This is a genomic window from Pseudomonas sp. 05N431 (assembly GCF_056397005.1).
Genome location: NZ_JBFTMN010000017.1, coordinates 83,044 through 104,127 on the forward strand (window position 1 = coordinate 83,044; position 21,084 = coordinate 104,127).

Sequence of the window (21,084 nt, forward strand, 5' to 3'; positions counted from 1 at the left end):
TATCCCCTAGTCATAATTGATGTGCACCAACGTATGCGCCGGTGCGCTGCGATGTATCAGGCACTCCAGCGCCGAGCCCGGGTTCATGCCAAAGCGTTCGCCCCAGTAACTGGCACCGAAGCGCCGACCCAGCAGCAAGCGGCCGCCGGTGTTGAGGGTCCACATGAACTGCGCCTGCCAGGTGCCGAAGTGCGCCGCGCCGAAACGCGAGCGGCCCATACGCGGGGCTTCGAGTTCGGTGATGGTGGCGTTCGGGTAGCCCTGGGTGCGGGCGATTTCGACGAAATAGCTGATCGCCTGGCTGCCGACCGCGAGCAGCCGCCGACGTACAGCGAGGCGGCGGTCGTCGAACAGCGGGGTCAGGCCCAGGCACGGATCGGGCAGGTTCATCACCCGCTCCCAATCCGGCACCAGTTCGCTGACGCCGGCCGGGTCCATTTCGTTGAGCAGGTCGGCGGCGCGGGCGTCGAGGCGAGCCAGTTCCTGGGAGACACCTTCCAGCACTTGCTCCAGTTCCGGCACCCGCTCCGGGTCCCAGGCCGGGCCGCTGGGCAGCAGGCTGCGCAGTTGGGCCTGGTATTGCTCGGCCGTTCTTATTCCAGCCATACGCAACCTCCGAACGTCAGCAGCTGATTGCTCGCGGCAGCAACGTCGGCGGCCGGTTCGACCAGTTTGTGATCGCTCTCGCCGGTGGCGCTGCTGATGGCTTCGGCAATATGGGTCAACAGCAAGGTTTCCCCGAGCCCGGCCTCACGGTTGTGCAAGTCGCGCAACTGCGCTTCGACGGCAGCGCGCACGGCGCTGGTGTCGGGGGTCAGGCGCAGACGGTAGGTCACCGGCAACTGCACCGGCGCCAGCACATGCAGCTCGGCGGTGACCGGGCGCAAAGGCTCGATGTACGCCTGCACCAACGCCAGTTGAGTCGCGTCCGGCACCGGTTGCGGGTCGTCGTCACGCATGACGAACAAACCGACAGTGCCTGGCCCCAGATAGCTGCCACGACACCAGGCGCGGGTGATTCCCGGGCACTCCAGCGCCCAGGTTTCATAGTCTTGCGCCGAGCCGCCGTGAGGGATGATGCGGTACGAGCGGATCACCCGCGAGCGCAGCGATTCGAGGCTTTCGCGGGCAATGCCGCCGGTCAGGCCCGGCGCCAGCACGGTGAAGACTCCGCCGATGCCCTGGATCGGTTGCACCGGGATCAGCGTCATGCCCGCATCGGCATTGCCGAGCGATCCGGCGTCCAGCGCGGCGACGGTGGTGCTGTTGAGGCCATTGCCGGTGGTGCTCGCAGCGGTCACTTTGTAGGTGCGACCGTCGCTCGATTGCAGCAGGGTGTCGACGTCCAGCACCGCGCCCGCCGTGGCGCTGAAGCTGACGCTGCCGCGGGCGGATTGCGCCGCTTTACGCGGCTGGTTGAGGCGTAGCGCGGCGATGCGTTCCAGGGTCGGTTCATCGGCCTTGTCCGGCAGAATCTGCTCGGCGATCCAGTCCAGATAGCCATACAGGCCAAAGGCTGCACCGCCGAGGGTTCGGGCCAGAACTTGCGCATCGGACTGGCGCAGCGAATCGCTGGCCAGGTCGCTTTGGGTGCGCTTGATCAGCACCGGCAGCGAAGGCGTTTCAAACGGCATAGGTCACCTGCCAACTGTGTTCAGGGTTGATGTCCAGACGCTCACCGTCGGCCAGGGTCAGGACCGTGCGCAGGTTCAAGCGCTGGTCGTCGAGGCGTTCGCTGAGAATCTCGATGGCGCTGCAATGGCCGTCGTCGATCAACCATTGCAGGGCTTCGCGGGCATAAAATTCGGCGTCAAGCTGGGTCTGCCGGGTGAGCTTGACCCGGCGCAACAACCACAGTCGCGAGCCGATTCGATCGTCGGCCACCGTGGGAAAACTGTCGCCCCACCAGCCGAAGCGTTCGTCGTCATCGAGGAAGTCATCGTCAGCTGCGCGGCGCCAGGTGAAGAGGCTGATCAGCACCGAGCGGGTCAGTGCGGTTTTGAGGTCATGACTGATAAACATCACTGGCCTCCTGCGGGTGCAGCGGTCTGGCCGTTGCCCGGCTGGACGCCCGGATGCACGTGTTTGATCTGGCTGATACCGCCAGCGACCTGGTCGCCCTGAGAGACGATCTTGCCGGTCTGGGTCAGGGTCGGCGTGTCGATGTTCACAGCGCTGCTGGCGCGGATGTTCAGCGTGGTGGTTTCGATGTCGATGATCCGTCCGCGCTTGAAGTGGACCTTGTCCCCTTCGTCGGTGTAGATCGCCACTTCACCGGGCGCCAGCGCCTTGAGGCGATAGCGGCGATCGGCGACCACCAGCACCACGGAGTGAGAGCGATCCCCGCCGAGAAAGGTCGCGATACCTTCGGCACCGGCCAGCGGGTTGCTGGTGAAACCGTAAGGTTCGAAGTGCTCCATGTCGTCGTTCACTTCGCCGGCAGTCAGGCGCATTTGCAGCGATTGCAGCTTGGTAGCCGAATTGGCGAGCACGACAGTGCCGCGCGCCAAGAGGCGTGTCAGTAGGCTCATTGGGTTTTCCTTGAATGGCGAGCGCGCTTTTTGTGGGAGCTGGCTTGCCTGCGAATGGGACGACGCGGTGTGTCAGGCAAGACGCTTTCGCGAGCAAGCCCGCTCCCACAGGTTCAGCGTCAACCTCAAGACTTCTTGGGTGGCACCGGGTTGGCGTCAAAGGTATGTGGCGGCGCCACTTGCAGGGTGGTAATGGAGCCCTGCTCAGAGAGCGAGTAAGTGACCTTCGAGATCAGCATGTCCTGATCAAAACCCAGCACCTTGTCGATCACCCGAACCAGCGTGTTGTGCCGCCACAAATCGCCGTTGGATTGCCGCCAGCCTTGCACGCGATAGGTCGTCGTCAGGGCCTTGCCGGTGCGGGTGGCGCTTTCCCAGTCGGCGCGTTGCTGCGCCAGTTCTGTCGTCAGTTGAGCGCTTTCGCTGATCACCGTGACCCGTTTGCGTTGGGCCGTAGCATCAGTCGCCACACCCGACACCTCGCTCACCGCGCTACCGCTTTTGCTGTCGCTGCCCTTGTGCTGGCCGATCACCCGGTACTCAGAAAAGACCTGGCTGAAATCCATCGGCGCGTTGGCCGAGAGAATGTTCTTGCCCAGTTCCAGCACATCACTGGCCCGCCCGCCGCTGCCGGGTTTCGCCAACAGCACACGGCCTTCGGCATCGTCGGTGGAGAACACCCGGTACAGGGTCAGCAAGCGGTCGATGGACTGAAACACCGTTTCTCCCGGGACGATGCTGTGTTTATTCAACTTGGCGGTTTGTGCAATCTCACTGACCACCCCCACGCCATAAGGCGACGCCAGGGCCTGGACGATGCTCAGCACGCTTTGTTCCTGCCATTGGCTCGGGCGGTTGATCGCCGCACAATCCACCAGGTCCCGGGTCAGCGAACTGCCCTCGATACTCAGGCTGATCTGCTTGCCGTCGTAACTGACCGGCGCCTTGTAGACATGCCCCGTGAGCACCAGATCGCAACCGATCCGCACTTGGCAACGCGAACCGGGTTTGATCGGCACCGCCAGGGTTTGCCCCGGCCATTGCCAGGTGATGTTGAGTGTGAAGGTGCGGAACTGACGCTCCAGGTCCGCACTGATTTCCACGCTTTTCCAGCCGCCATAATCCAGGCCGTTAACGGTCAGGCTGACGGCGTTTGCAAGGTCGGTCATGGTCTACTCCCGGGCGATTTGCAGGCCGCCCGGGGGCAGGAATCCAAAGTGAATCACCCCGTTGCGTTGCGTCACTTCACTCACCCGAGTGGCATCCCCCAGGTATTTGTAGGTAAGCACCAGTGCCGGCATGCTCTGATTGGGCGACAACGTGATCAGCCGCACACCGGAGGATGCCACCGCCGTCAGATGCCCGAACAGTTGCTGGCGCATTGCATTGAGCGCTTGATAATGCACGGCGTCCGCCTTGAGGGCGGCTTGCCAGATTGCTTCATTGAGCGCATCACGCAAGGTCAGCACATCATCGGCCACCGGCACGTCCACCCGCTGCACCGGCTGCACCGCTTGCTGCGCGAGGGACGGCGTGGAGTTCAATTTGACCACCGGTGTCGCCACCGGCATCCGCGCCACCTGATAACCGAGCTTCACCAACAACGCGTCCTGCACCAGATTGGCCATGGCCTGAGCCGCCGCCACCGTGTCCTTGCCAGTGGTGAGCTTGGGAGCGTCGATCTTTTTCACCGCTTCAACCTGCTGCGAAGCGCTGGCGAGCACGCCACGGTAACCCTCACGAGCGAAGTCCCCGAGCTCCTTGATGTCGCCCAGCAACCCCTTGAACTCCGCACTCACTTCACGAGGCAGTTCCTTGATCGCCTTGACCAGCAAACTGAGTTCCTTATAGGTCTCGATCACCTGCTTGAACTCGTGCTCGATGACCTCGTAGACGTCTTTGAGGCTGTCGCGCAGTTCCTTGATGCCGATCCGCGCTGCCTTGATGAGGCTCATGGCGTCTTCGAAACGCCGCACCATCGACCCCAACAAGCTGTCGGCCGACACCAGCAATTGCTCGCGAGTGTTGACCTGAGCGGTGGGGAACTGCAGCGGCTGGTCGGGGTAGAACTTCAGGGCGAACGTCACTAGCCCGCCGTCCTGACGGGTCTGGGTCATTTCGCATTCGCCGACCTTGACCTGCATCCGCCCCAGCCACGGGTGAACCAGTTCACCCGCGCCCTCCTCCAGCGCCTTGAGCAGTTTGTCACGCTGCTCCAGGCAATCCGGCCCGACGATAAAAGCCGTCAGGTCGTGGATCTTCGCCTGTTGGCCAAGGCCCTCGAAGAACGGCTGGTCACGCTGGGGATACTCATGCAACTGACCTTTCTGACCAACCGGGGTTTTCGCCTGATCGACCCAGAATCCGACGCCGCGAAACGACGCCGGTAACAAACGGTCACGCCAACTCATTGGAACCTCCTAGAGACAGTGAGCGATAGCCAATCTGCGACGTCACGGCCAGGCCAGGTTGATTAGTCTGTGGTTGATCGGTACGCATGCCGGCCGGTGCATTTTCAAAGCGCACCGTCAGGCCGCCCTCCAGTTGCGCACGGTTGTTGGCGGCGCTTTGTTGCACCAGGGCGTTGGAGCCTTTCGGCAAATCACTCGACAGCGACGATTGATCGTTACTGGCACCGAAAAACGCTGGCGCCAGTTCACCTTTGCCCTCGGCGTTGGTTTTCCGTTGCGCCTCGGTCAAGCCTTCGACCTTGCCGGTGATCTTCGCGATGAAGCCACTGACACTGCCGCCGAACAGGTCATTGATCGGTTCGATAATTGCCTTGAGCTTTTCCCACAGCCCACTGAACCACGCGATGATCGGCGTCCAGTGCTCGGTAATCATCGCCATCGGTGACCAGTCGAACAGCGTTTTGAACAGTTCCCCGACCGGGGCCGTGACACTGCTCAGCGAATCCCACAAGCCAGAGAAGAATTCACTCAGTGGCTCCCACGCCGCACTGACCTGCACCATCGGCGACCAATCGAACAGGCCTTTGAAGAAGTCCACCACCGGTTGAGCCATCACCTCCAGGGTTTGCCACAACCCCGAGAAGTAATTGCTCAACGGGTCCCAGGCTGCGCTGACCAGTGCCATCGGCGACCAGTCGAACAGGCCTTTAAAGAAATCGGCCACCGGTGCTGCCAGTGCCCGCAACACATCCCAGGTCGCCGAGAAAAAACCAACCAGTGGCTTCCAGTTGTTGAGCACCATGCCCAGCGGCGACCAGTCGAAAAGCTTCTTGAAAAAGCCCATCACTGGCACAGCCAAAGCCCGAAGCAAATCCCAGATCGCTGAAAACAATCCAACCAGCGGTTGCCAGTTGCTAACGATCATCCCCAACGGAGTCCAGGAAAACAGCGTCTTGAAGAAGTCGATCACCGGCACAGCAACGGCTTTGACCCCTTGCCAAAGCGAACTGAAGAAGCTGCTGATCGGACGCCAGTTGGCGATGATCATCCCCAATGGTGTCCAGCTGAAGATCACCTTGAACGCGTCGAACAGCAGTGAAGCCGCCGCTTTGATCACGTCCCAGAGCGCGGCGAACACCTGACTGATCGGCCCCCAGTTGTTGATGATCATCCCCAGTGGGGTGAAGGCGAACATCGTCTTGAAAAACTCGACCATCGGCATGACAACCGGTGCAATCTCTTGCCAGAGCCCGGCGAAAAACGCCGAGATCGGCTTCCAGTTCGCAACGATCACCCCGGCCACCAATGCAATGCCCATGGCAACCAGCATCAACGGGCTGGTCTTGAGCACCGTACTCATCAGGTCAAGCGCCTGCGTGGTAGCGGTGACCGCGGTTTGAATCGCCGAGAATGCAATAGCGCCCGCGGCAATTCCCTGGACCAGTTCCGGGTTGTCGTTGAGCAACGTCCCGACGCCATTGAGCAACGGTTCAAGACCGACCACCACCGCGCTGACCGCGGGCAACAACGCCGCATCAACCGCGACCGAGACCTTGTCCATCGAAGCGCTGAAAACGTTCAGGTTTTGTGCAGCACTTTTGGGCACGCTCGGCATATCGACGCTTTTTGCCGTCTCACCGACCTCAGCCAATTTGCCCTGAAACGCTGCGGCCGACTTGATACCTTCGACGAAGGGCGTGACCACGCTGCCGCCCTTGAACAAGCCGCTGATATCCAGCTTGCCCATGCCGGCCTGCTCAAGGTTGTTTTTGAAGCCATCGACTTTCGCCCGAAGGTCCTTGAGCTTGGGTGATAGTTCATCGATGCCTGTCAGCAAGACCGCTTTTTTCTCAATCTTTTCTGTCTCTGCCATCACTGCACCTGCTGCATCGCATTGATCCGTTGCGCGTGCTCCAGTGATTCGCGGAGCACGTCCAGTGGCCTGGCCATCATCTGTTCGGGGTCAACCTTCCAGAACCAGGCCAGGTCATAGGCGACAGCGATCAGGTCGGTGATGGCGCCGATGCCGCACTCATGAAAAAACTCGCGACAGCCCAGCTCAGCGCATTGAGGTCAGCCAGATCCAACTGGTTGACCGACGACGGCGGGATGCCGGCGCAGACTGCGATGTATTTGGCCGCGACATCCATGTCCAGGCTGACTTCTTCGCTCTTGTCGATCTTGTACGGCAGCGCCTTGATCGCCCGCACCTCCTGCACCGTCGGACGGCGCAGGGTCAGTTCGGTCAGCGGCTCGCCGTGGGCCTCGATGGCCACTTGCAGCTTCACGGCTTGAGTCATTGCCAGGTCCCCTTCACACCTTCGAAGACCAACGCGATAGACGCGTCATCGCCCTTGGAAATCGGCGCATCGACCAGGTAGGCACCGGCCAGCACGAAGACTTTGCCGTTGCTGAATTCGCAGGTGACGGTCATGTCGGTGCCGGCGATCAGCTGCTTGAGCGGGAAGTCCGGGGTGTGCAGCGCCGTGACCTTGAACGATGGGGTGATGTCGGTTTCCTTGTAGAAACCCGGCACCAGTGTTTCGCGTTTGGTGGACATCAGCGGCGCTTCGCAGCCACCGTTGATGGTCAGTTGAGCGCCGTCCACTTTGACGTAGCAGGTGCCCGCAATCAGTTGACCCATGGTGTTTCTCCCTTCAATAAAAAGCCCACGCGAGGTGGGCACAAATCACACAGTGAAACGCGGCACTCAGGCCGCGTTGTCGTACTGCAAACGGAATTGGTTGAGCAGTGCGAACACGCGCAGGCCGTTGATGTAATCCGGCGGGAACAGCACGTTGACGCGGCTCGGGTCCTGGCTGTCGCGCTCGACGATCAGGTGCTCGGCGAACAGCTCGGCGTTCTCGACGTGGCCTTCCAGTTCGAGCTTGGCGTACTGGGCGATCAGTTCACCGCGAATGGTGCTCGGGGTCACGATCGGTTGGCCGGCGCCGAAACGGGTGCCGTCGGCGGCCAGTTTGTGGCGGCCATACTTGCTGGTGATCACGCTTTGCAGGCGACGCACGATGAACGCCGACTGGTGCATGGTTTCGCTGTCCAGGTAGGAGTTGTCTGCCTGGCCATAAGCGTTTTTCTGATAGGTGGTGATCGCCCGCTGAATGCGCACGTAGCCGCCTTCGTAGTACGCGGTAGCGATGCCGTAGTTGAGCAGCGACTGGCGCTCGGTCAGGGTGAAACGCTCACTGGCCGGAGCCGGTTCGACACCCGGCAGGCTGCCGCTTTGAGTCGGACGGCTGGCGTCGGCAGAGATGAACACCGAAGTGCGCGCAGCCAGTGCGGCGGCCTGAACCCAGAACGGTTGAGGGACACCCAGCTCCAGCGCCTGAATGGTCATGTGCTGATCGTTACGGGTTTGACCGGCGGCGACCAGGGTGCCAACGGTGCCGCGTTTGGCGGTGTAGACGTGACCGAACAATTGCTTGGCCCACGACCAACGACCGACGCTGTCATCCATGACGGCTTGCCAGGTATTGAGGGTCGCAGTGTCAGTCCACGGCATGCAGATGAATTCGAACGGTTCATCGCCGAGCGCAGCGACTGCCGCCACCTGATCCGGCACGCCAGCGCCACCGGCCATTGGGGTGATGGCGGTGGTCAGGCCAGCCGGGGTATCTTCGCCATTGCTCTTGCCCAGGCGATTGAACTGCAGGCTGATGTCGTTGGCGCTGTCGCCGGTCCATTTCGCGGTCAGGGTAATCACGCCTTCGACCGCAGCGGCGGTAACCGGCAGATCGGCGCTGGCGTTGATTTTCAAGGCCAGTGCAGTTGCGGCCTGAGCCGCGGTTGCCGCATTAACGACAGCCGATTGAACACGCACGCCACCGACGTACAGGTTGAGCACACCGCTTTCGGTGGCGGTTCCGGTCAGGGTCAGCACGCCTTTGGCAATGCTACCTACGGTGTTGTGCACCGGCAGGCACCAGATTTCGCCAACCGGGTCGGTCTTGCGCCAGGTCTCGTACATCGAGGCCAGCATCGAGCCTTGGCCGCCGATGCTTTTGGCCAGCGCCACGCTGGACACCAGCACCAGTTTGCCGACTTCGGCGCTGGCAACGTTGTCATTGACCTGAGCGACGATCAACCGGCGCATGGCCGACGACGCGCTATTGGCTGCCGAATTGTCCATCTCGGCGTAGAACAGCGGAACACGAATGTCCGCAGGAATGTTGCTGAATCCGATCGCCATTATTTGGCTCCCTGTGGTTTTGCCGCTTCCACGGCGTTGGTAGTAATATCGCCATCGGCCAGACGTCGACGCCACCAGGCGTTGTCCAGCACTTCACGGCCTTCGAGAGGCAACAGATCGCCCGCTTCCGGGTCGGGCACGGCACGGCCTTCGGCCGGCAGCACAGTGATGCGTTTGCTCATTGCTTTACGTCTCCAGAGAAAGTCAGTTCCAGGCGCCCGTCAGGCCCCGGACGTTTCAGGTTGGGGTCCGCCGGGTCGATCGCATCGACCCGCACGGTCACCCCGGTAAAGGACGACAAGCCGTCCAGTTCACGCTCGTGCCAGCTCTCCGCAGGCTGACCTGGCAGATTGCGGCCGAGCTGAAACTCGGTAAAAAAGCGCAGGCGATAGAGCACACGACTGCTGTTGATGGAAACCAGTTCGCCACCGTCGTAGCCGATGGCGTCGTAACCATTACCGGGCTTGAAACCCACCAGTGCCCGCCAGAGTTCGGCGCGCAGGTCGTGCAACAGATCCAGCGCTTTTGTAGCGTCCGTGGTGTCGAGCACCAGGGTCACTTCGAAACGGTCGCGGATCGGTTGCAGCATCAGGTTTTGCGCCACGCTTTTGCTCGCCAGATCGGCAAGCGGCACGACGTAGGCGCAAGGGGTTTGCAGCGGTGCGTCGGTTTGCAGCGTGGCGAGGTCGATGCCGGCGGCCACGCGATTGGCCAGGGTTGGGCATTGCTCACGCAACTGCGTGAGGATCGGAGAGATCTTCATGGAGGCGCTCCAGAATTGAGTGAAAGGTGTGATTGAGGCCCAGGCGGCAACCACCCGATCAGATTCGGGCATACCTCAATACCGGCCAGTCAAATTGAGTTACCTGTGGGAGCGAGCTTGCTCGCGATAGCGGAGTAACCAACAACATCAACGTTGAGTATGAAATCGCTTTCGCGAGCAAGCTCGCTCCCACACGGGACTTGTGTTATGCCTTGGCGTCCAGGCAGGTCGCCTCGATCATGCAGCGATAACTCTTCTCGCGATCTCCGCTGGCGGTGACCTTATCGATAGACCAGCGACCGCGCATGAAATCGGGCCAAGTGCTATCCAGCAGCACCAGCCCTTCGGCGGACAATCCCGGATTACCAGGGCAGCCGATCTTCACCTTGAGTGCTTCGCGCATCATCCGACGGACCTCGCCTTCGCCGGCCGCCTGTGCATCGCTTGCGCTTTGGTAGCGCTGGCGCATCGTCTTGAACGGCGCGATGCCACTCTCGACCACACGTACTCTGCCGGCCGCCGCATCCCACCAGCTGGTCTTGCAACCCTGGTACTTCGCCCGGACGGTTTCATCCAGAGTGGCAGAAATAAAAGCCTGATCGCCTGGACGATTGTTGGTCGTTACCGACAGCTTTACGTCTGGCAAAACCTTGCCCGATAACGATTTCGCCTGACCCCGTCGTGCCAGCACATACAGCTCGTTGACCGGCTTGGCGACAGCGTCGTGAAGGTAGGCCAGTCGAGTCAGAAACCCCATATCGGTTTCGTTGGACTGATCGATGTGCTCGATTTTTATCAGCGACAGGTCCGGGGCCACGCGAGGGGAAAAACCGTGCCTGGACGTCAACTCACGAAACAGCGCCCCCAAGGTCGTCGGACCATGACTGACCGATCGGCGCTGCTTGAACCCGGTCTGATCCCCCGCACTGAACGGCGCCGCAGTGGCCACCAGCGTCAGACGCAATGGAAACAGGGTCGGCGTGAGCCGGGAAATGACGAACTCGCCTTTATCCACCAGCCCCGACTCCAGATAACCGACCAGCAGGCCGATTTTCCCACCGAGGCTGGGCAACCCTTCAAGACCTTCAAGATTGATCGTAAGCGTCAGTTGATCGGACTCTATTCCTGCCGCATCAACGTGCTGCCAGGAGATCAACCGTTCGTTGAGCAACGCAGCGTTCGCGCCGTAAATTTCCACCGCTGGCGTGAAACCAAGAGCCATAGATCCTCCTTAATCCCAGGCCGAAACCGCTGCGATCGCAACGGGTTTTGAGTCAAGCTCCGGCAGAACCACCCAGATACCCGCAGGTAATACCGGGCCCTGTTCGGCCAGCATCGGATTGAGGCGCCACAGCGCCTCTTCGGCCGCATCGTCGCAACGATTGAGCTCGCGGTAGAGCAACAGATTCACCGAATCACCGGCAATACTTCGAACCCTACGCATTGGCGAACTCCGTCAATTCGATCACCCAGCCAACCACCATCGCGGTGCCGTCATCAATGACGTCACTCTGGGTCTCCGAGACCTTGCTGATCTGCCACAGGCCCCAGTTGCGGCCGATGCCGTCAACCAACGGCACAGGGACGCGCAGCGCCTGCAATGCACGCAGCTCATCGAGCCGCTCCATGGCCGTCGCGTACATCGACTTGCCTGTTATCGTCAGACTTTGCAGGCCTTGGCCGATCTGACTGGATTTGGGTTTGCTGGTGAGGATGTCGATACTCTTCCAGCCGCCGTCCGAGGTGCGCACCAGGCTGTGGTAAGCGAAGTTTCTGGACAGGCCGAAAATGAAACTGCCCAACACCATTTGCTGGCGCATCAAGCCACCCCGTCGGTCAGGGCCGTGTCACGTCGCACGGCGAGTTGATTGGTCGTTGTCATCAGTCCGAACTGCCCGGAAATATGCTGCACCACCAGGTTTGCCAGTTGAGTGGCGCTGGCTTGATCCTGACCATTGATATAAATGTTCGCGGTCAGTGCGTTTTGCTGACTGGTTGTCTGGGTGTTGGTCAGGTCTTTGCTGACCTGGTCTGGAGCGGCAAGTTTGTCGGCGGGCGCTGCGAGTTTTTCACCCAACCAGGCACCTGACTCACTGCCCATCCAGCCGCCTACCAGCCCGCCAAGAACTCCACCGATGGCTGTACCCAGCAGCGGAACGACACTGCCCAAAGCGGCACCCGCGGCCGCACCGGCCGAAGCTCCCGCCCAGCCACCACCTGCAGCCCCCAGGCCTGCTCCCACCATCCGGGTGTTGCCGGCCAGTGCGCCCTCAGCCACATCAGCGACGGCAGCGACTCCTTTCAGTGGTCCGGGCAGTTTGCGGGTTATCGAACGCATCGAGGCCGTCACGCCGCCCCAGCGAGGAGTGCTCGCACGCGAGCCTCGCGGACTCACACGCACAGCCGGACCATTTCTGGGTTCTGGACTCCTGTTTGTCTCGCTGGCATTCGGCTTGTCCGTCCGACCTTTGTTTCTGAAATCGTCGGAAATCGCCTCACCCAATCGATCAGGGAGCCGTGCGGCCACCCCACCCAAGACTCGCTTGGCCATCCGATTGGTCAGCTCATCCGTTATGGCTTTGAACAGCGCCCCCACCAGCGGTTTGATCGCCGCTGCAACCAGCACAATTGCGGCGGTGGTTTTCGGAGATGCTTCAGCCAATTCACTCAAGCCGTCCACCAGCGAACCAAGCGAGTGGAGCGAACTATCCGTCACGGGCGCCAGAGCATTACCCGTGGCCACCGACAGACGATCATTGCTTGCACTCAAGACGTTCCACTGGCCTTGTCGGGTTTTCGACAGTGCAAGTGCGTCTTGCCGCACCGAGCCCTTGTCACCCAACTCCGATGTGGCGTACTGGGCTTTGTCTTTTACCTGCCAGAAGGCTCCATTCACATCGGTAAGGTTTTGCGCCATGTTCAGCGCTGCCTTATCACCATCGCCAAATAGCGTGGAGGCAAGCGTCGCGCGATTCTCGGCAGGTTGCGCGTTCAAGGCCGCAAGCACCGACATCACCGTGCCAGGCGCGGCGTCCTTGTCACGCAAGCCGCTCGCCACCGCTTTCGGCTCCAGACCCAGCTGCTTCCAGGCCGCTTGCTCGGTTACCGAGGCCTGATCACCCTTGCCCATGACCGTGGTGATGCTTTTTAGCGCTACGCCGGCATCAGATTTTTGCGTACCGGTATTGAGCAATGCTGCCGTCAACGCTGCGGCTAGCGCAGGGGAAAGGCCTGCCGCCGTAGCCGCTGCACCGTCACGCTGCAAGACGGCACCGATGTCAGCTGCTTTCGCACCATTGGGTATCTTGCCCAGATGGTTGGTTGCATCCGCCAAGTCAAAGGTTTCAGCACCGTTGAGCTTCATGGAGGTGCGCCAGCCGACCATCATCTCCGCGACATCCATGGCCGGCATTTTGAACGCCGATGCGGCGACGCCAGCGTCACTGGCGAAGCGCTGCAGCGCTAACTGTCGGTCCGAAGCATTGGGCAGATCGCTAACGATTCCTGCCCTGGCAACCAGACTTTCAATCTTCACCAAATCAACCGCCTTGGTCCCCCCGGCCGCCACCAGCGGAGCGCTGGCGATGTGCTGGGCTGACTGCGCCATCTCTTCGCTCTGACGCGGGGTAAATTGGGTTGCCTGCTTCAGATCGGCCATGGCCGAATCCATCGCTATTGCGGGTTTGAGCAAATCCGGCGGTTCGATACTGCTACCCGATTTTCCCGCACTCTTTTGCTCGCTGGCCGGCTCACTCTTGGCACCGGCTCCCATCGTTTGGGACAACAATCGTTGCGACGAAAGCTTCAAGGTCAACGACTCGATAGCCGTCGTCAGCAGACCGAGCTTGAGCCCGACGTTTTCCAGCGCCAGACCGAGGCCAGACATCTGATCCCTGGCGGACGTGCCCGTACCTTGTGCTGACACAACACTCGTGACTGCCGTAGTCAGGCTGGTATTACCGAACGCCAACCCACTGTCGTCGAGGGCCGCGTATTTGAGCGAATATCTATCGTCCGCCATCCCGCTCTACTCCTGTTTCACGCCAAGGCGAGTGATCGCGATGTCGTAGCGGCGCAATGCCTTGCCGGCGTCCCACTCCAGAATTTCCGCCTCACTTACCGGGTAAATGAGCGGCACCACATCGAGGATTACTTCGATGTCGCGTTCCGAAAGAAGTCCGCCGGTTTGTTTAAAAAATCGTCGATGCGCACCTGCAACTGGGTCCAGTCGGGCACGGTCAGCAGGTCCAGATCGGGAAGCATCAGCCCGGTGCAATGGGCGGTGATGAACTCGGCACGTTCCTTGGCCGTCTTCAGTTTTTTCATCGCCTTGGTCGCGCGCAGCACCGGCATTTCCAGGGTCAGCGAAGTCATGCTGCGGCCCGCCACAGTGAGCGGTTGCAGCAGTTGCACCTGATCGGGATCGTCGTCCGACGCTGCGTCAGCCTCGGTAGCCTGCTGTAGAAAGTATGACGTCGGGCGGGTCGACATTTCGTGCACGTACTGCGCAATGCTTACGTAGTCCGGGCGTTTGAGCTGATCCAGTTCCTTGACTGACAGGCCGGTGGCCAATTTGGCCAGTTCGAAGAACTGATCGTCCTCATCCTCGCCGGCGCGGGCCAGCGCCTCTTTCTGTGCGGCGTAGTACAGCGGCTTGAGTTGGATCTGCTCGATCTGCGACTCATCGTCACCGGTAATCGGCGACAACAGGACATGTTTAGGCGGCATCCAGGACATGAAATGAATTCCTTGCTCATACAAAAAAGCCGCCCGCAGCAAGCTGGAAAACCAGCAGGTGAAGACGGCGATACAGGAAGGTGTTGCAGTCGCTTAAGGCAGCAGCACGGCGCGGCGGGCATCGCCGAGAATGTCGACGCCATTGAGCACGAACTTCTGGGTGCGCACGTCGATGTCGATCACCGGGATGCCGTTTTCCAGACGGTTGTAGGTGCGGCAGGACAGCTCAAGGGTGGTCTTGGGCTTGTCGTTCATTTTCAGCGCGGTTTCCGCAAGGGATTTCAGCTTGCCGCCCACAGTGTGGTAGGTGAACCAGGTGTTACCGTCCTGATCCTGACCGGCTTCACGTACGTTCAGCAGAATGTCGTCGCCCAGTTTCACGCCCAGGGCGAGCATGATTTCCGGACCGGCGCCTTGCAGTACGAGGGTAGCGCCCAGCACTTTGCCACTCTTGGCCATTTCCTCGGCGATAAAGCGCCCGCCGGCCATTGCTTCCATTTCGAATTCGATTTTCGGCGGGGTGAACTCTTCAACAGTCGCCGACAACGGCAGGCCTTGCAGGGTGGCCGCGATGGCCTGTCTTACGCGGTTGGTAAACATTAGAGAACATCCTCCAGGAACTGCTCGATGATTTCATCGCGGGCGTTGAGTTGATAAACCATGTGTTCATTCGGCGCGTAGCGGCCGTAGTCGATGACGATGAACCAGGTGCCGTTCTTGTACTTCTCGACGCTGTTCAATTCCGGGTGCAGGTACACGCTGCCGCCGGGGATGGTTTCGTCGGCGACCAGGGTTTGCAGCCAGTCGTTGATGCGCTTGACCTCCTGATCCATGAACGACTTGGTCAGGTTCTTGGCCATGGCTTTCTGGCCGGCCTTGACCAGCTTGCGGCTGATGGCATCTTCCAGACCGACGTAGCTGATGAACTTGCCGGTGATGGAGCGGTTACCCAGCAGCGAGAAGCCGCCGAGGACGGTCCGTGCGTAGTAGCTGATGCCGTAGCGGTTCAGCAGATCGCCTTCGGTCGAGGTGTCGAGGATGTTGTATTCCACAACCCGCGAAACGTCTTCGGCGTAGGTCACCTGGTTGCCCGGGCTTTCCCACTGTTTGACTTTCGCCAGTGCCGCGATGGCCAGGCTGGAAGGCGCCAGAAACACGTTTTTCTTCGCTGCTTTGGAGTACACCGCCGGCATGTTGTGCACGACGAGGCAACGGTCGAAACCCAGATCCGCACCGCCCAGTTCGCCGCTGTAAGTCACCTGATCGGCAACCGAAGTGTCCTTGCCATCAAGCACCACACGGGCCTTGATGCGCTTGCCGAACGAGGCGAACTCGCTGGCCACCGCTTTGGTGCCGGTAAAGCCTGGAGCACCGATGATGGTCAGGTCTTCAGGCACACCGCTCAGCGCGGCCAGGCCCAGCTTGCGACCGGTCAGCGCTTCGTTGCCGCCGATCACGTTGTTCAGCGTATCGGCCGGGGTCGCGCCCTCTTCGACGATGACCACATACACCGGTACCTTGACCACTTTCAGGATCTGGTAAACCGCCTGATACAGCGTGCCCGCTTCGGCACCAGTCGGATCGAGCTGCGCGTGGGTGGTAAAGCTGTTGATGCGGAACGGGGTGTTTTTCGGGATCAGCGGATTGGCGTTCGGCGCCGTGCCGACCAGACCGATGACGTTGTCACCGAGGCCACCCATGGCCTCAGGGGATTCGGTGGCATTGACGGTAATGCCGTTGTGCTCGAAGTTCAAAACCTCAGCCATGGTTATTCAACCTTTTCGATGGTGGCCGTTTGGGCCGGATTGGTTGGGGAGGCCTCGGCCTCGAGGACGCTGGTCAGCTCCAGACGGCCAGCGCTGCGCAACGCGCTGGCCTCCACATCGAGCAGTTCGAGCTGTTGGCCGACACTCGACCAATGGCCACCACCGGTGGGGAACGGGAGGAGCACGGTGTACGTTTGGCGTTCTGCCATTTCAGGATCTCCAGAAGCGAAAAGCCCCGCATGAGCGGGGCTGTCAGGAATGTGCCGCGTTATGCGCAGCGGAAAAGAAAACGCCCCGTCAGTGCGGGGCGTTTATTGGAGCGGGTCTACCAACCAAAGAGGTGGCGGCGGACGATGATCAATCAACGGAAACTCTCCTGCTTCCGGCCAGTTGCGAAGGGCTCGCCGGAACCCTTGCAAACTCACGTACTGCACTGAGGTCAGGGTTGTTTCAATACCTTCCTCAAGTTCGTCACGGTGACGTGTAACAACTCCATCAGTCAGCGAAAGCTGCTTGTCTCGCCATACACGCTCAACGAGCGCTAACTCTTCTGCTGTGGGCAATGGTGGATCTTGCAATTCAGGACGGCCATCAGTCCCTATGCCTATGATCTTGCCCCCCCGCCCCGGCTCAAAGAGCACCGCATGCTCTTCGGCTGTTATCTCAATGCCCCCGTTATCAGTTTCATCGAAGGCAAACCGACTGTCTTCTTCAATCCATTTAGCGTACATATCCCCCCCTCAATAGCCGATGGCCAGCCAGTTGTAACCACCTGCAGTAACAGCAGCGTTATTGCCGGCCACATTGGTTAAATAGCCCGTGAACCCCGTACGGGTCGGAACTCCGCTCTGGCAAAGCGCCGGGTTGACCGCCGAACTGCCCCCGGCGTAGATGGCCCCCACAAACATGCAGGCGGTAGGAAATGCGACGGGGAACGTTACTTGCACCGTCCCTGTTGCGCCAATTGTTGATGCGTGCCCGATTTTAAATGTCCAGCCGCTTGGCAACACTTGATTGGCGTCGGCACCAAAGTTGGCGGCAAATAGCTGGGAAGTTCTCAAGCACTCAAGACTTGCATGGCCGCGCCACATAACCCCATCTGATACCAGGTACAAGTCCGACCCACTGGACATCGCGTATGGCGCCGCCACTGCGACGTTGTTCAGTGCGATCGAATCTCCAGCCTGAACAGCCAGGTAGACCGCCCCCGAACCAGTGGAGGTCGTAATCAGGATTGAGGCCCCTCTAGGCACCAAACTCGCTTTGGGTAGCGTGAGGGTGCCAGCTGCGTACATTTCAATCCGAGCGCCTATGTGCGCAGCAGTCAGCGTTACATTGCCCCCTGCAATTGCCACACTGTCAGAGAAGCTACCGATCGCTTTCTGCACGAACTCCGTCGTTGCTAACGCCTTGGTATTGCTGAACTGCGGCTGCGTTGTCCAATACGCGCCAGACATCATCGGCGAATACTTCAGCGAAGCGTCTCCAGCATCCAGGCTCCACCCGGGTGCTTGTAGCAAGCGCCGGAATACAGCAAAAGTGGCACTGGAAATTGTGAACGGACCATTCTGACCGCTCTGGGTGCCAAGGCTTTCCCCGCTCCTGGCTTTGACAGTGACCGGCGCACCACCCCCGCTAACGATGGTCAAGAGACCACCAGGAGGAACAGTTGCCCACTCTGGAAGCGTCACTGTCGCAGCAGTGGTTAATATTGAAAGTTTGCCGACATCAGCCGCGGTTAAAACAGTATCGCCCGCGTAGTTAGTTTGCCCCGCATAACTACCCAATGCGCGCTGAACATACTCAGTCGTCGCAATCGATTTATCACTACTGAACAAGCCTGGCGTTGGAGTCGTTGGATTTCCCAGCAAAGCCGGCGAATTGATTGGCGCAAACCCCTGAGTCACGTTCTGAAAAGTCAGCGCCGTAGTGCCCAGCACAATCGCTCCATCCGTGACCAATTGCCAGGTCGTATCGGCGAGCGTCGCCCCCTCCTCTACCGGAACACTCAATCCCGAGGTGACCTTGACGCTCGCATCGGCATCCTTAGCGCGAATCCATGCATCATTCGCGGCGACATAAATGCCGTTTTCTTTCGCGGAGGCTTGAGATTTAACAAGAACTCGATCACCTGCGACGACTGCGATTCCGTCAAGCGTTTGCGCACCACTTAAAACAATGTTGGCCGTCGTTGCCACTCGCACAGACTGCTTTCTGTCGAGCTTCGCGAGCTCGTCAGCGACATAGCTCGACACCCAGGCCCGAGTGGCCTTGACGACCGTATCGTCGATCAACAACGTCACCAACGCGGCATTACTGGTCTCGAAAATCGAGCGGATGTAGAACTCTTTCCCCGAACCCGACGTCGCTAATACCGGCTTGAACGACTCCGGGTATTTGACGATGGCGTACAGAATGCCGGTATCGGTCCAGAGCCCGGCTTCACGCACATACCAGCCGCCGACTTCGGGCGGGATGGTGACTTCGGCCAGCAACCAGCTGGGGTTTTTCTCGTCCTGGAACAGCGCGTTCAGTGGCCCGCGCCACACTTCGCGCTTGAGTGCTGTGTCGGTCGCGGCAGGGTTGTAAACCGCGCCACCGCCGTCACCGACCGAAATTTGTGACAACTTGATCGGTACGCCCGCCGCCTTGCAGGCAGTTTCGTAGGCGATCCCCGCATTCGTGAGCAGGGTGTAATAGTCGGCCATTTAGGACCCCTGAGGATAAATAGTGGATGTTTCGACGCTGTAGAGCCCGGCGGCCATAAAGACCTGACCCGAGGCTTCAAGCCCCTCGATCACGATCGGATAAACCGTGGTCAGCTCACCGCAAACGGTGGCTGCGCCGATGACGTGGTTGCCAAATGCGCTCAGGCCCACGGACACCGACAAGGTGTCGCGTTCGCTCTTTGCATCCGCCAGGCGTCGATCGAGACGCGCGTCGATTTCTTCGCTGTAGGGCTGCTGGGTAAAGGCCCTCACGGAAAAGCTATAGGGCTGGCCTGGCGGGGTCTGCTCGTACCAGGCGCGAATCTCGGGCACTAATTGCAAACCCTTGGCGGCGTTCTCCAGGGCCTTTCGCGTACCGGCCTGCCGCGCGGTTGACCACGCGAGTTCTACCGTTAAACGCTTTTCAGCCTCGGGTGCCTCAGAGCTCCACTCAGCAACCCCACGATCAGCCGCCAGATACGGCAGGAACGCCAACGGCGTGTTGACCGGGTCCATGAGCTCGGGGAACGGCAGCGCGATGCGATCGAGCAACTGGCCAAAACCGAGATCGAGGGCCTTTTCCAGTGGTGAGCTGTTTGCCGGCAAAAGGCTCGGGCGGTGCGTTTCATCACTCATAGCGTGAGCACCTCAACCTCGACACCCGTGCAGTACGGAGCCTGGAAGGCGGTGGTCACGATGGGCTCCACTGGTTCGAGGATCTCCAGCTGTACCGCGCCGGCGGTATGTATCGTGTAATCGATCCAGCTCGGATCGACCCGCCCTTCCAGCCGATGGCACGCATCGGCATACGCCTGCAACTGCTGCTCGGCAGCGACCTTGGTCAACCCCGAGTCCGGTCCGGCATTTATCTTCGCGACCACCCGGATTTTGTAGCGCTTGATTTCAGCGGCCTGCACCGTGACGAGATCCGTTTCGGGCCTCACGTCGGGACGGGCAAAGTGCCGGCGAACCCCGTCCAGCAGGTCCGCAGACGGCGTGCCGTCTGCCTCTCGCGACAGCACAGTAACCCTCACCTCGCCAGGCGCTGTTCGGCGCCCGTTGCCGTCCTTGATCTGCGCCGCGTAGCCATCCGGATCAAAGCTGTAGGTAACCGTCACCACGCCCGGGGCCGTGGTTTCGACCTTCACTGCGGGCCGTTCGCCCAAGGTGAATACCTCGCGGCGATACTGCATCCGCGAACCCGCTGCCGGTGCATGCGGCGCCAGGTAGTAGCGCAGTCGGGCATCGTCGTCGCTTTCATAAGTGGCTGGGATTGGCGGGAATGCCGCCGGGTCTCCCGGGTCCAGCAACTGGCGCTCAAGCCCCATGTCCGCGAGGCGGGCGTCGAGGTTACTGCCGGTCGCCCACCATGCAAGCATCTGCTTGATGCGGGCGTTGTATTTGCGTTCGTGGGTTTGCAGCCGCACACAAAAGGCCTCGAGCGCCAGGGTCAGCAGCTCGCTTTCGTTATCGAGGCTGATTTGCAGTTTGGCGGCAGTTTCCGGTGAACGGGCGGCCACGTAGTCGACGACAAACGCCTTGAACTCGGCGAGCAGCGCCTCGAACGCCTCGACCGTGACGATCGCCGGCTCAGCCAATTGGTTTTGACCGGGTATCAGCATGCTCATGTCACGACCTCGAATGTCTGTTTGCGGTTTTTCCAGGTGCCGGCGAAGCGCAACAGCAGCCCCGCCCCTCGACGACTGGCGACAATGACCTCAGGCTCAAAATCATCGATACCGTTTGCCTTGTTGTAAAACGCCTGTGCCGCATGGCTCTGCGCAAGGATCAACACATCGTCGCCGACGTTCTGCCCCAGCAAATCAGGGACCAGCGATCCATACAGCGGGCGCTTTTGACGAGTGCCCAGCGGCGTGGTCAGTGCGCGGGTTGCGCGCTGCACAAACTGGAGCCAGTCGTCGACCGCTGCTCCGGTGTTTCTATCGACTCCAATCATGGGA

Annotated in this window: 25 protein-coding genes; all 25 read right to left on the bottom strand. The window is 60.4% G+C overall.

Annotated features, from left to right (window positions below; translation table 11 throughout):
* Nucleotides 1-6: 6 nt before the first annotated feature.
* The 25 genes from AC1DIG_RS24015 to AC1DIG_RS24135 all read right to left on the bottom strand — a co-directional run bounded on the left by AC1DIG_RS24015 (nt 7) and on the right by AC1DIG_RS24135 (nt 21,080).
* The gene (locus AC1DIG_RS24015; protein ID WP_477769298.1) at nt 7-606 is read right to left on the bottom strand and encodes a YmfQ family protein; all 600 of its coding nucleotides are present in this window, start codon (nt 604-606) and stop codon (nt 7-9) included.
* Nucleotides 594-1,634 (bottom strand): baseplate J/gp47 family protein, encoded by a 1,041-nt coding sequence (locus AC1DIG_RS24020; RefSeq protein WP_477769299.1) that lies wholly within the window; start codon nt 1,632-1,634, stop codon nt 594-596. The genes AC1DIG_RS24015 and AC1DIG_RS24020 overlap by 13 nt, the downstream gene beginning before the upstream one ends.
* Complete coding sequence (locus AC1DIG_RS24025; RefSeq protein WP_054595959.1) at nt 1,624-2,022, bottom strand: phage GP46 family protein; 399 nt, start codon at nt 2,020-2,022, stop codon at nt 1,624-1,626. The genes AC1DIG_RS24020 and AC1DIG_RS24025 overlap by 11 nt, the downstream gene beginning before the upstream one ends.
* The gene (locus AC1DIG_RS24030; protein ID WP_477769300.1) at nt 2,022-2,531 is read right to left on the bottom strand and encodes a phage baseplate assembly protein V; all 510 of its coding nucleotides are present in this window, start codon (nt 2,529-2,531) and stop codon (nt 2,022-2,024) included. The genes AC1DIG_RS24025 and AC1DIG_RS24030 overlap by 1 nt, the downstream gene beginning before the upstream one ends.
* 125 nt (nt 2,532-2,656) lie before the next feature.
* Nucleotides 2,657-3,700, bottom strand: coding sequence for a phage baseplate assembly protein (locus tag AC1DIG_RS24035; protein ID WP_477769301.1), 1,044 nt, complete (start codon nt 3,698-3,700; stop codon nt 2,657-2,659).
* 3 nt (nt 3,701-3,703) lie between these two features.
* Nucleotides 3,704-4,942, bottom strand: a complete 1,239-nt coding sequence (locus tag AC1DIG_RS24040) for a DNA circularization protein (RefSeq protein WP_477769302.1) — start codon at nt 4,940-4,942, stop codon at nt 3,704-3,706.
* Nucleotides 4,929-6,815, bottom strand: coding sequence for a phage tail tape measure protein (locus AC1DIG_RS24045; RefSeq protein ID WP_477769303.1), 1,887 nt, complete (start codon nt 6,813-6,815; stop codon nt 4,929-4,931). Before AC1DIG_RS24045 ends, AC1DIG_RS24040 begins: the two co-directional genes overlap by 14 nt.
* 130 nt (nt 6,816-6,945) lie before the next feature.
* Nucleotides 6,946-7,242, bottom strand: a complete 297-nt coding sequence (locus AC1DIG_RS24050; protein WP_054595954.1) for a phage tail assembly protein — start codon at nt 7,240-7,242, stop codon at nt 6,946-6,948.
* On the bottom strand, nt 7,239-7,586 hold the full coding sequence (locus tag AC1DIG_RS24055) for a phage tail tube protein (RefSeq protein WP_054595953.1): 348 nt from the start codon (nt 7,584-7,586) through the stop codon (nt 7,239-7,241). The genes AC1DIG_RS24050 and AC1DIG_RS24055 overlap by 4 nt, the downstream gene beginning before the upstream one ends.
* Nucleotides 7,587-7,652: 66 nt before the next feature.
* Nucleotides 7,653-9,149 carry a phage tail sheath subtilisin-like domain-containing protein gene (locus tag AC1DIG_RS24060; RefSeq protein WP_477769304.1) on the bottom strand — a complete coding sequence of 499 codons (1,497 nt, stop codon included), beginning with the start codon at nt 9,147-9,149 and terminating at the stop codon, nt 7,653-7,655.
* Nucleotides 9,149-9,331 (bottom strand): DUF2635 domain-containing protein, encoded by a 183-nt coding sequence (locus AC1DIG_RS24065; RefSeq protein WP_477769305.1) that lies wholly within the window; start codon nt 9,329-9,331, stop codon nt 9,149-9,151. Before AC1DIG_RS24065 ends, AC1DIG_RS24060 begins: the two co-directional genes overlap by 1 nt.
* Nucleotides 9,328-9,912: a phage tail terminator protein gene (locus tag AC1DIG_RS24070; RefSeq protein ID WP_477769306.1), complete on the bottom strand. Its 585-nt coding sequence runs from the start codon at nt 9,910-9,912 to the stop codon at nt 9,328-9,330. Before AC1DIG_RS24070 ends, AC1DIG_RS24065 begins: the two co-directional genes overlap by 4 nt.
* 205 nt (nt 9,913-10,117) lie before the next feature.
* The gene (locus tag AC1DIG_RS24075) at nt 10,118-11,134 is read right to left on the bottom strand and encodes a phage late control D family protein (RefSeq protein WP_477769307.1); all 1,017 of its coding nucleotides are present in this window, start codon (nt 11,132-11,134) and stop codon (nt 10,118-10,120) included.
* A 9-nt stretch (nt 11,135-11,143) separates the two neighbouring features.
* Complete coding sequence (locus AC1DIG_RS24080; protein WP_477769308.1) at nt 11,144-11,356, bottom strand: tail protein X; 213 nt, start codon at nt 11,354-11,356, stop codon at nt 11,144-11,146.
* Nucleotides 11,349-11,732: a phage tail protein gene (locus AC1DIG_RS24085; RefSeq protein ID WP_477769309.1), complete on the bottom strand. Its 384-nt coding sequence runs from the start codon at nt 11,730-11,732 to the stop codon at nt 11,349-11,351. Before AC1DIG_RS24085 ends, AC1DIG_RS24080 begins: the two co-directional genes overlap by 8 nt.
* The gene (locus AC1DIG_RS24090; protein ID WP_477769310.1) at nt 11,732-13,933 is read right to left on the bottom strand and encodes a phage tail tape measure protein; all 2,202 of its coding nucleotides are present in this window, start codon (nt 13,931-13,933) and stop codon (nt 11,732-11,734) included. Before AC1DIG_RS24090 ends, AC1DIG_RS24085 begins: the two co-directional genes overlap by 1 nt.
* Nucleotides 13,934-14,061: 128 nt before the next feature.
* Nucleotides 14,062-14,649 carry a phage tail assembly protein gene (locus AC1DIG_RS24095; RefSeq protein WP_477769311.1) on the bottom strand — a complete coding sequence of 196 codons (588 nt, stop codon included), beginning with the start codon at nt 14,647-14,649 and terminating at the stop codon, nt 14,062-14,064.
* Between the two features lie 93 nt (nt 14,650-14,742).
* Nucleotides 14,743-15,249 carry a phage major tail tube protein gene (locus AC1DIG_RS24100; RefSeq protein ID WP_477769312.1) on the bottom strand — a complete coding sequence of 169 codons (507 nt, stop codon included), beginning with the start codon at nt 15,247-15,249 and terminating at the stop codon, nt 14,743-14,745.
* Nucleotides 15,249-16,415: a phage tail sheath protein gene (locus tag AC1DIG_RS24105; RefSeq protein WP_477769313.1), complete on the bottom strand. Its 1,167-nt coding sequence runs from the start codon at nt 16,413-16,415 to the stop codon at nt 15,249-15,251. Before AC1DIG_RS24105 ends, AC1DIG_RS24100 begins: the two co-directional genes overlap by 1 nt.
* A 2-nt stretch (nt 16,416-16,417) precedes the next feature.
* Nucleotides 16,418-16,624: a hypothetical protein gene (locus AC1DIG_RS24110; protein ID WP_477769314.1), complete on the bottom strand. Its 207-nt coding sequence runs from the start codon at nt 16,622-16,624 to the stop codon at nt 16,418-16,420.
* A gap of 102 nt (nt 16,625-16,726) precedes the next feature.
* Nucleotides 16,727-17,146, bottom strand: a complete 420-nt coding sequence (locus tag AC1DIG_RS24115) for a phage tail protein (RefSeq protein ID WP_477769315.1) — start codon at nt 17,144-17,146, stop codon at nt 16,727-16,729.
* A gap of 9 nt (nt 17,147-17,155) precedes the next feature.
* A complete protein-coding gene (locus tag AC1DIG_RS24120; RefSeq protein WP_477769316.1) occupies nt 17,156-19,123 on the bottom strand; it encodes a phage tail protein in 1,968 nt (655 codons plus the stop codon).
* The gene (locus AC1DIG_RS24125) at nt 19,124-19,759 is read right to left on the bottom strand and encodes a phage tail protein I (RefSeq protein ID WP_477769317.1); all 636 of its coding nucleotides are present in this window, start codon (nt 19,757-19,759) and stop codon (nt 19,124-19,126) included. It abuts the gene before it with no gap.
* A complete protein-coding gene (locus AC1DIG_RS24130; RefSeq protein WP_477769318.1) occupies nt 19,756-20,751 on the bottom strand; it encodes a baseplate J/gp47 family protein in 996 nt (331 codons plus the stop codon). The genes AC1DIG_RS24125 and AC1DIG_RS24130 overlap by 4 nt, the downstream gene beginning before the upstream one ends.
* Nucleotides 20,748-21,080: a phage baseplate protein gene (locus AC1DIG_RS24135; protein ID WP_216741021.1), complete on the bottom strand. Its 333-nt coding sequence runs from the start codon at nt 21,078-21,080 to the stop codon at nt 20,748-20,750. Before AC1DIG_RS24135 ends, AC1DIG_RS24130 begins: the two co-directional genes overlap by 4 nt.
* Nucleotides 21,081-21,084: the final 4 nt, after the last annotated feature.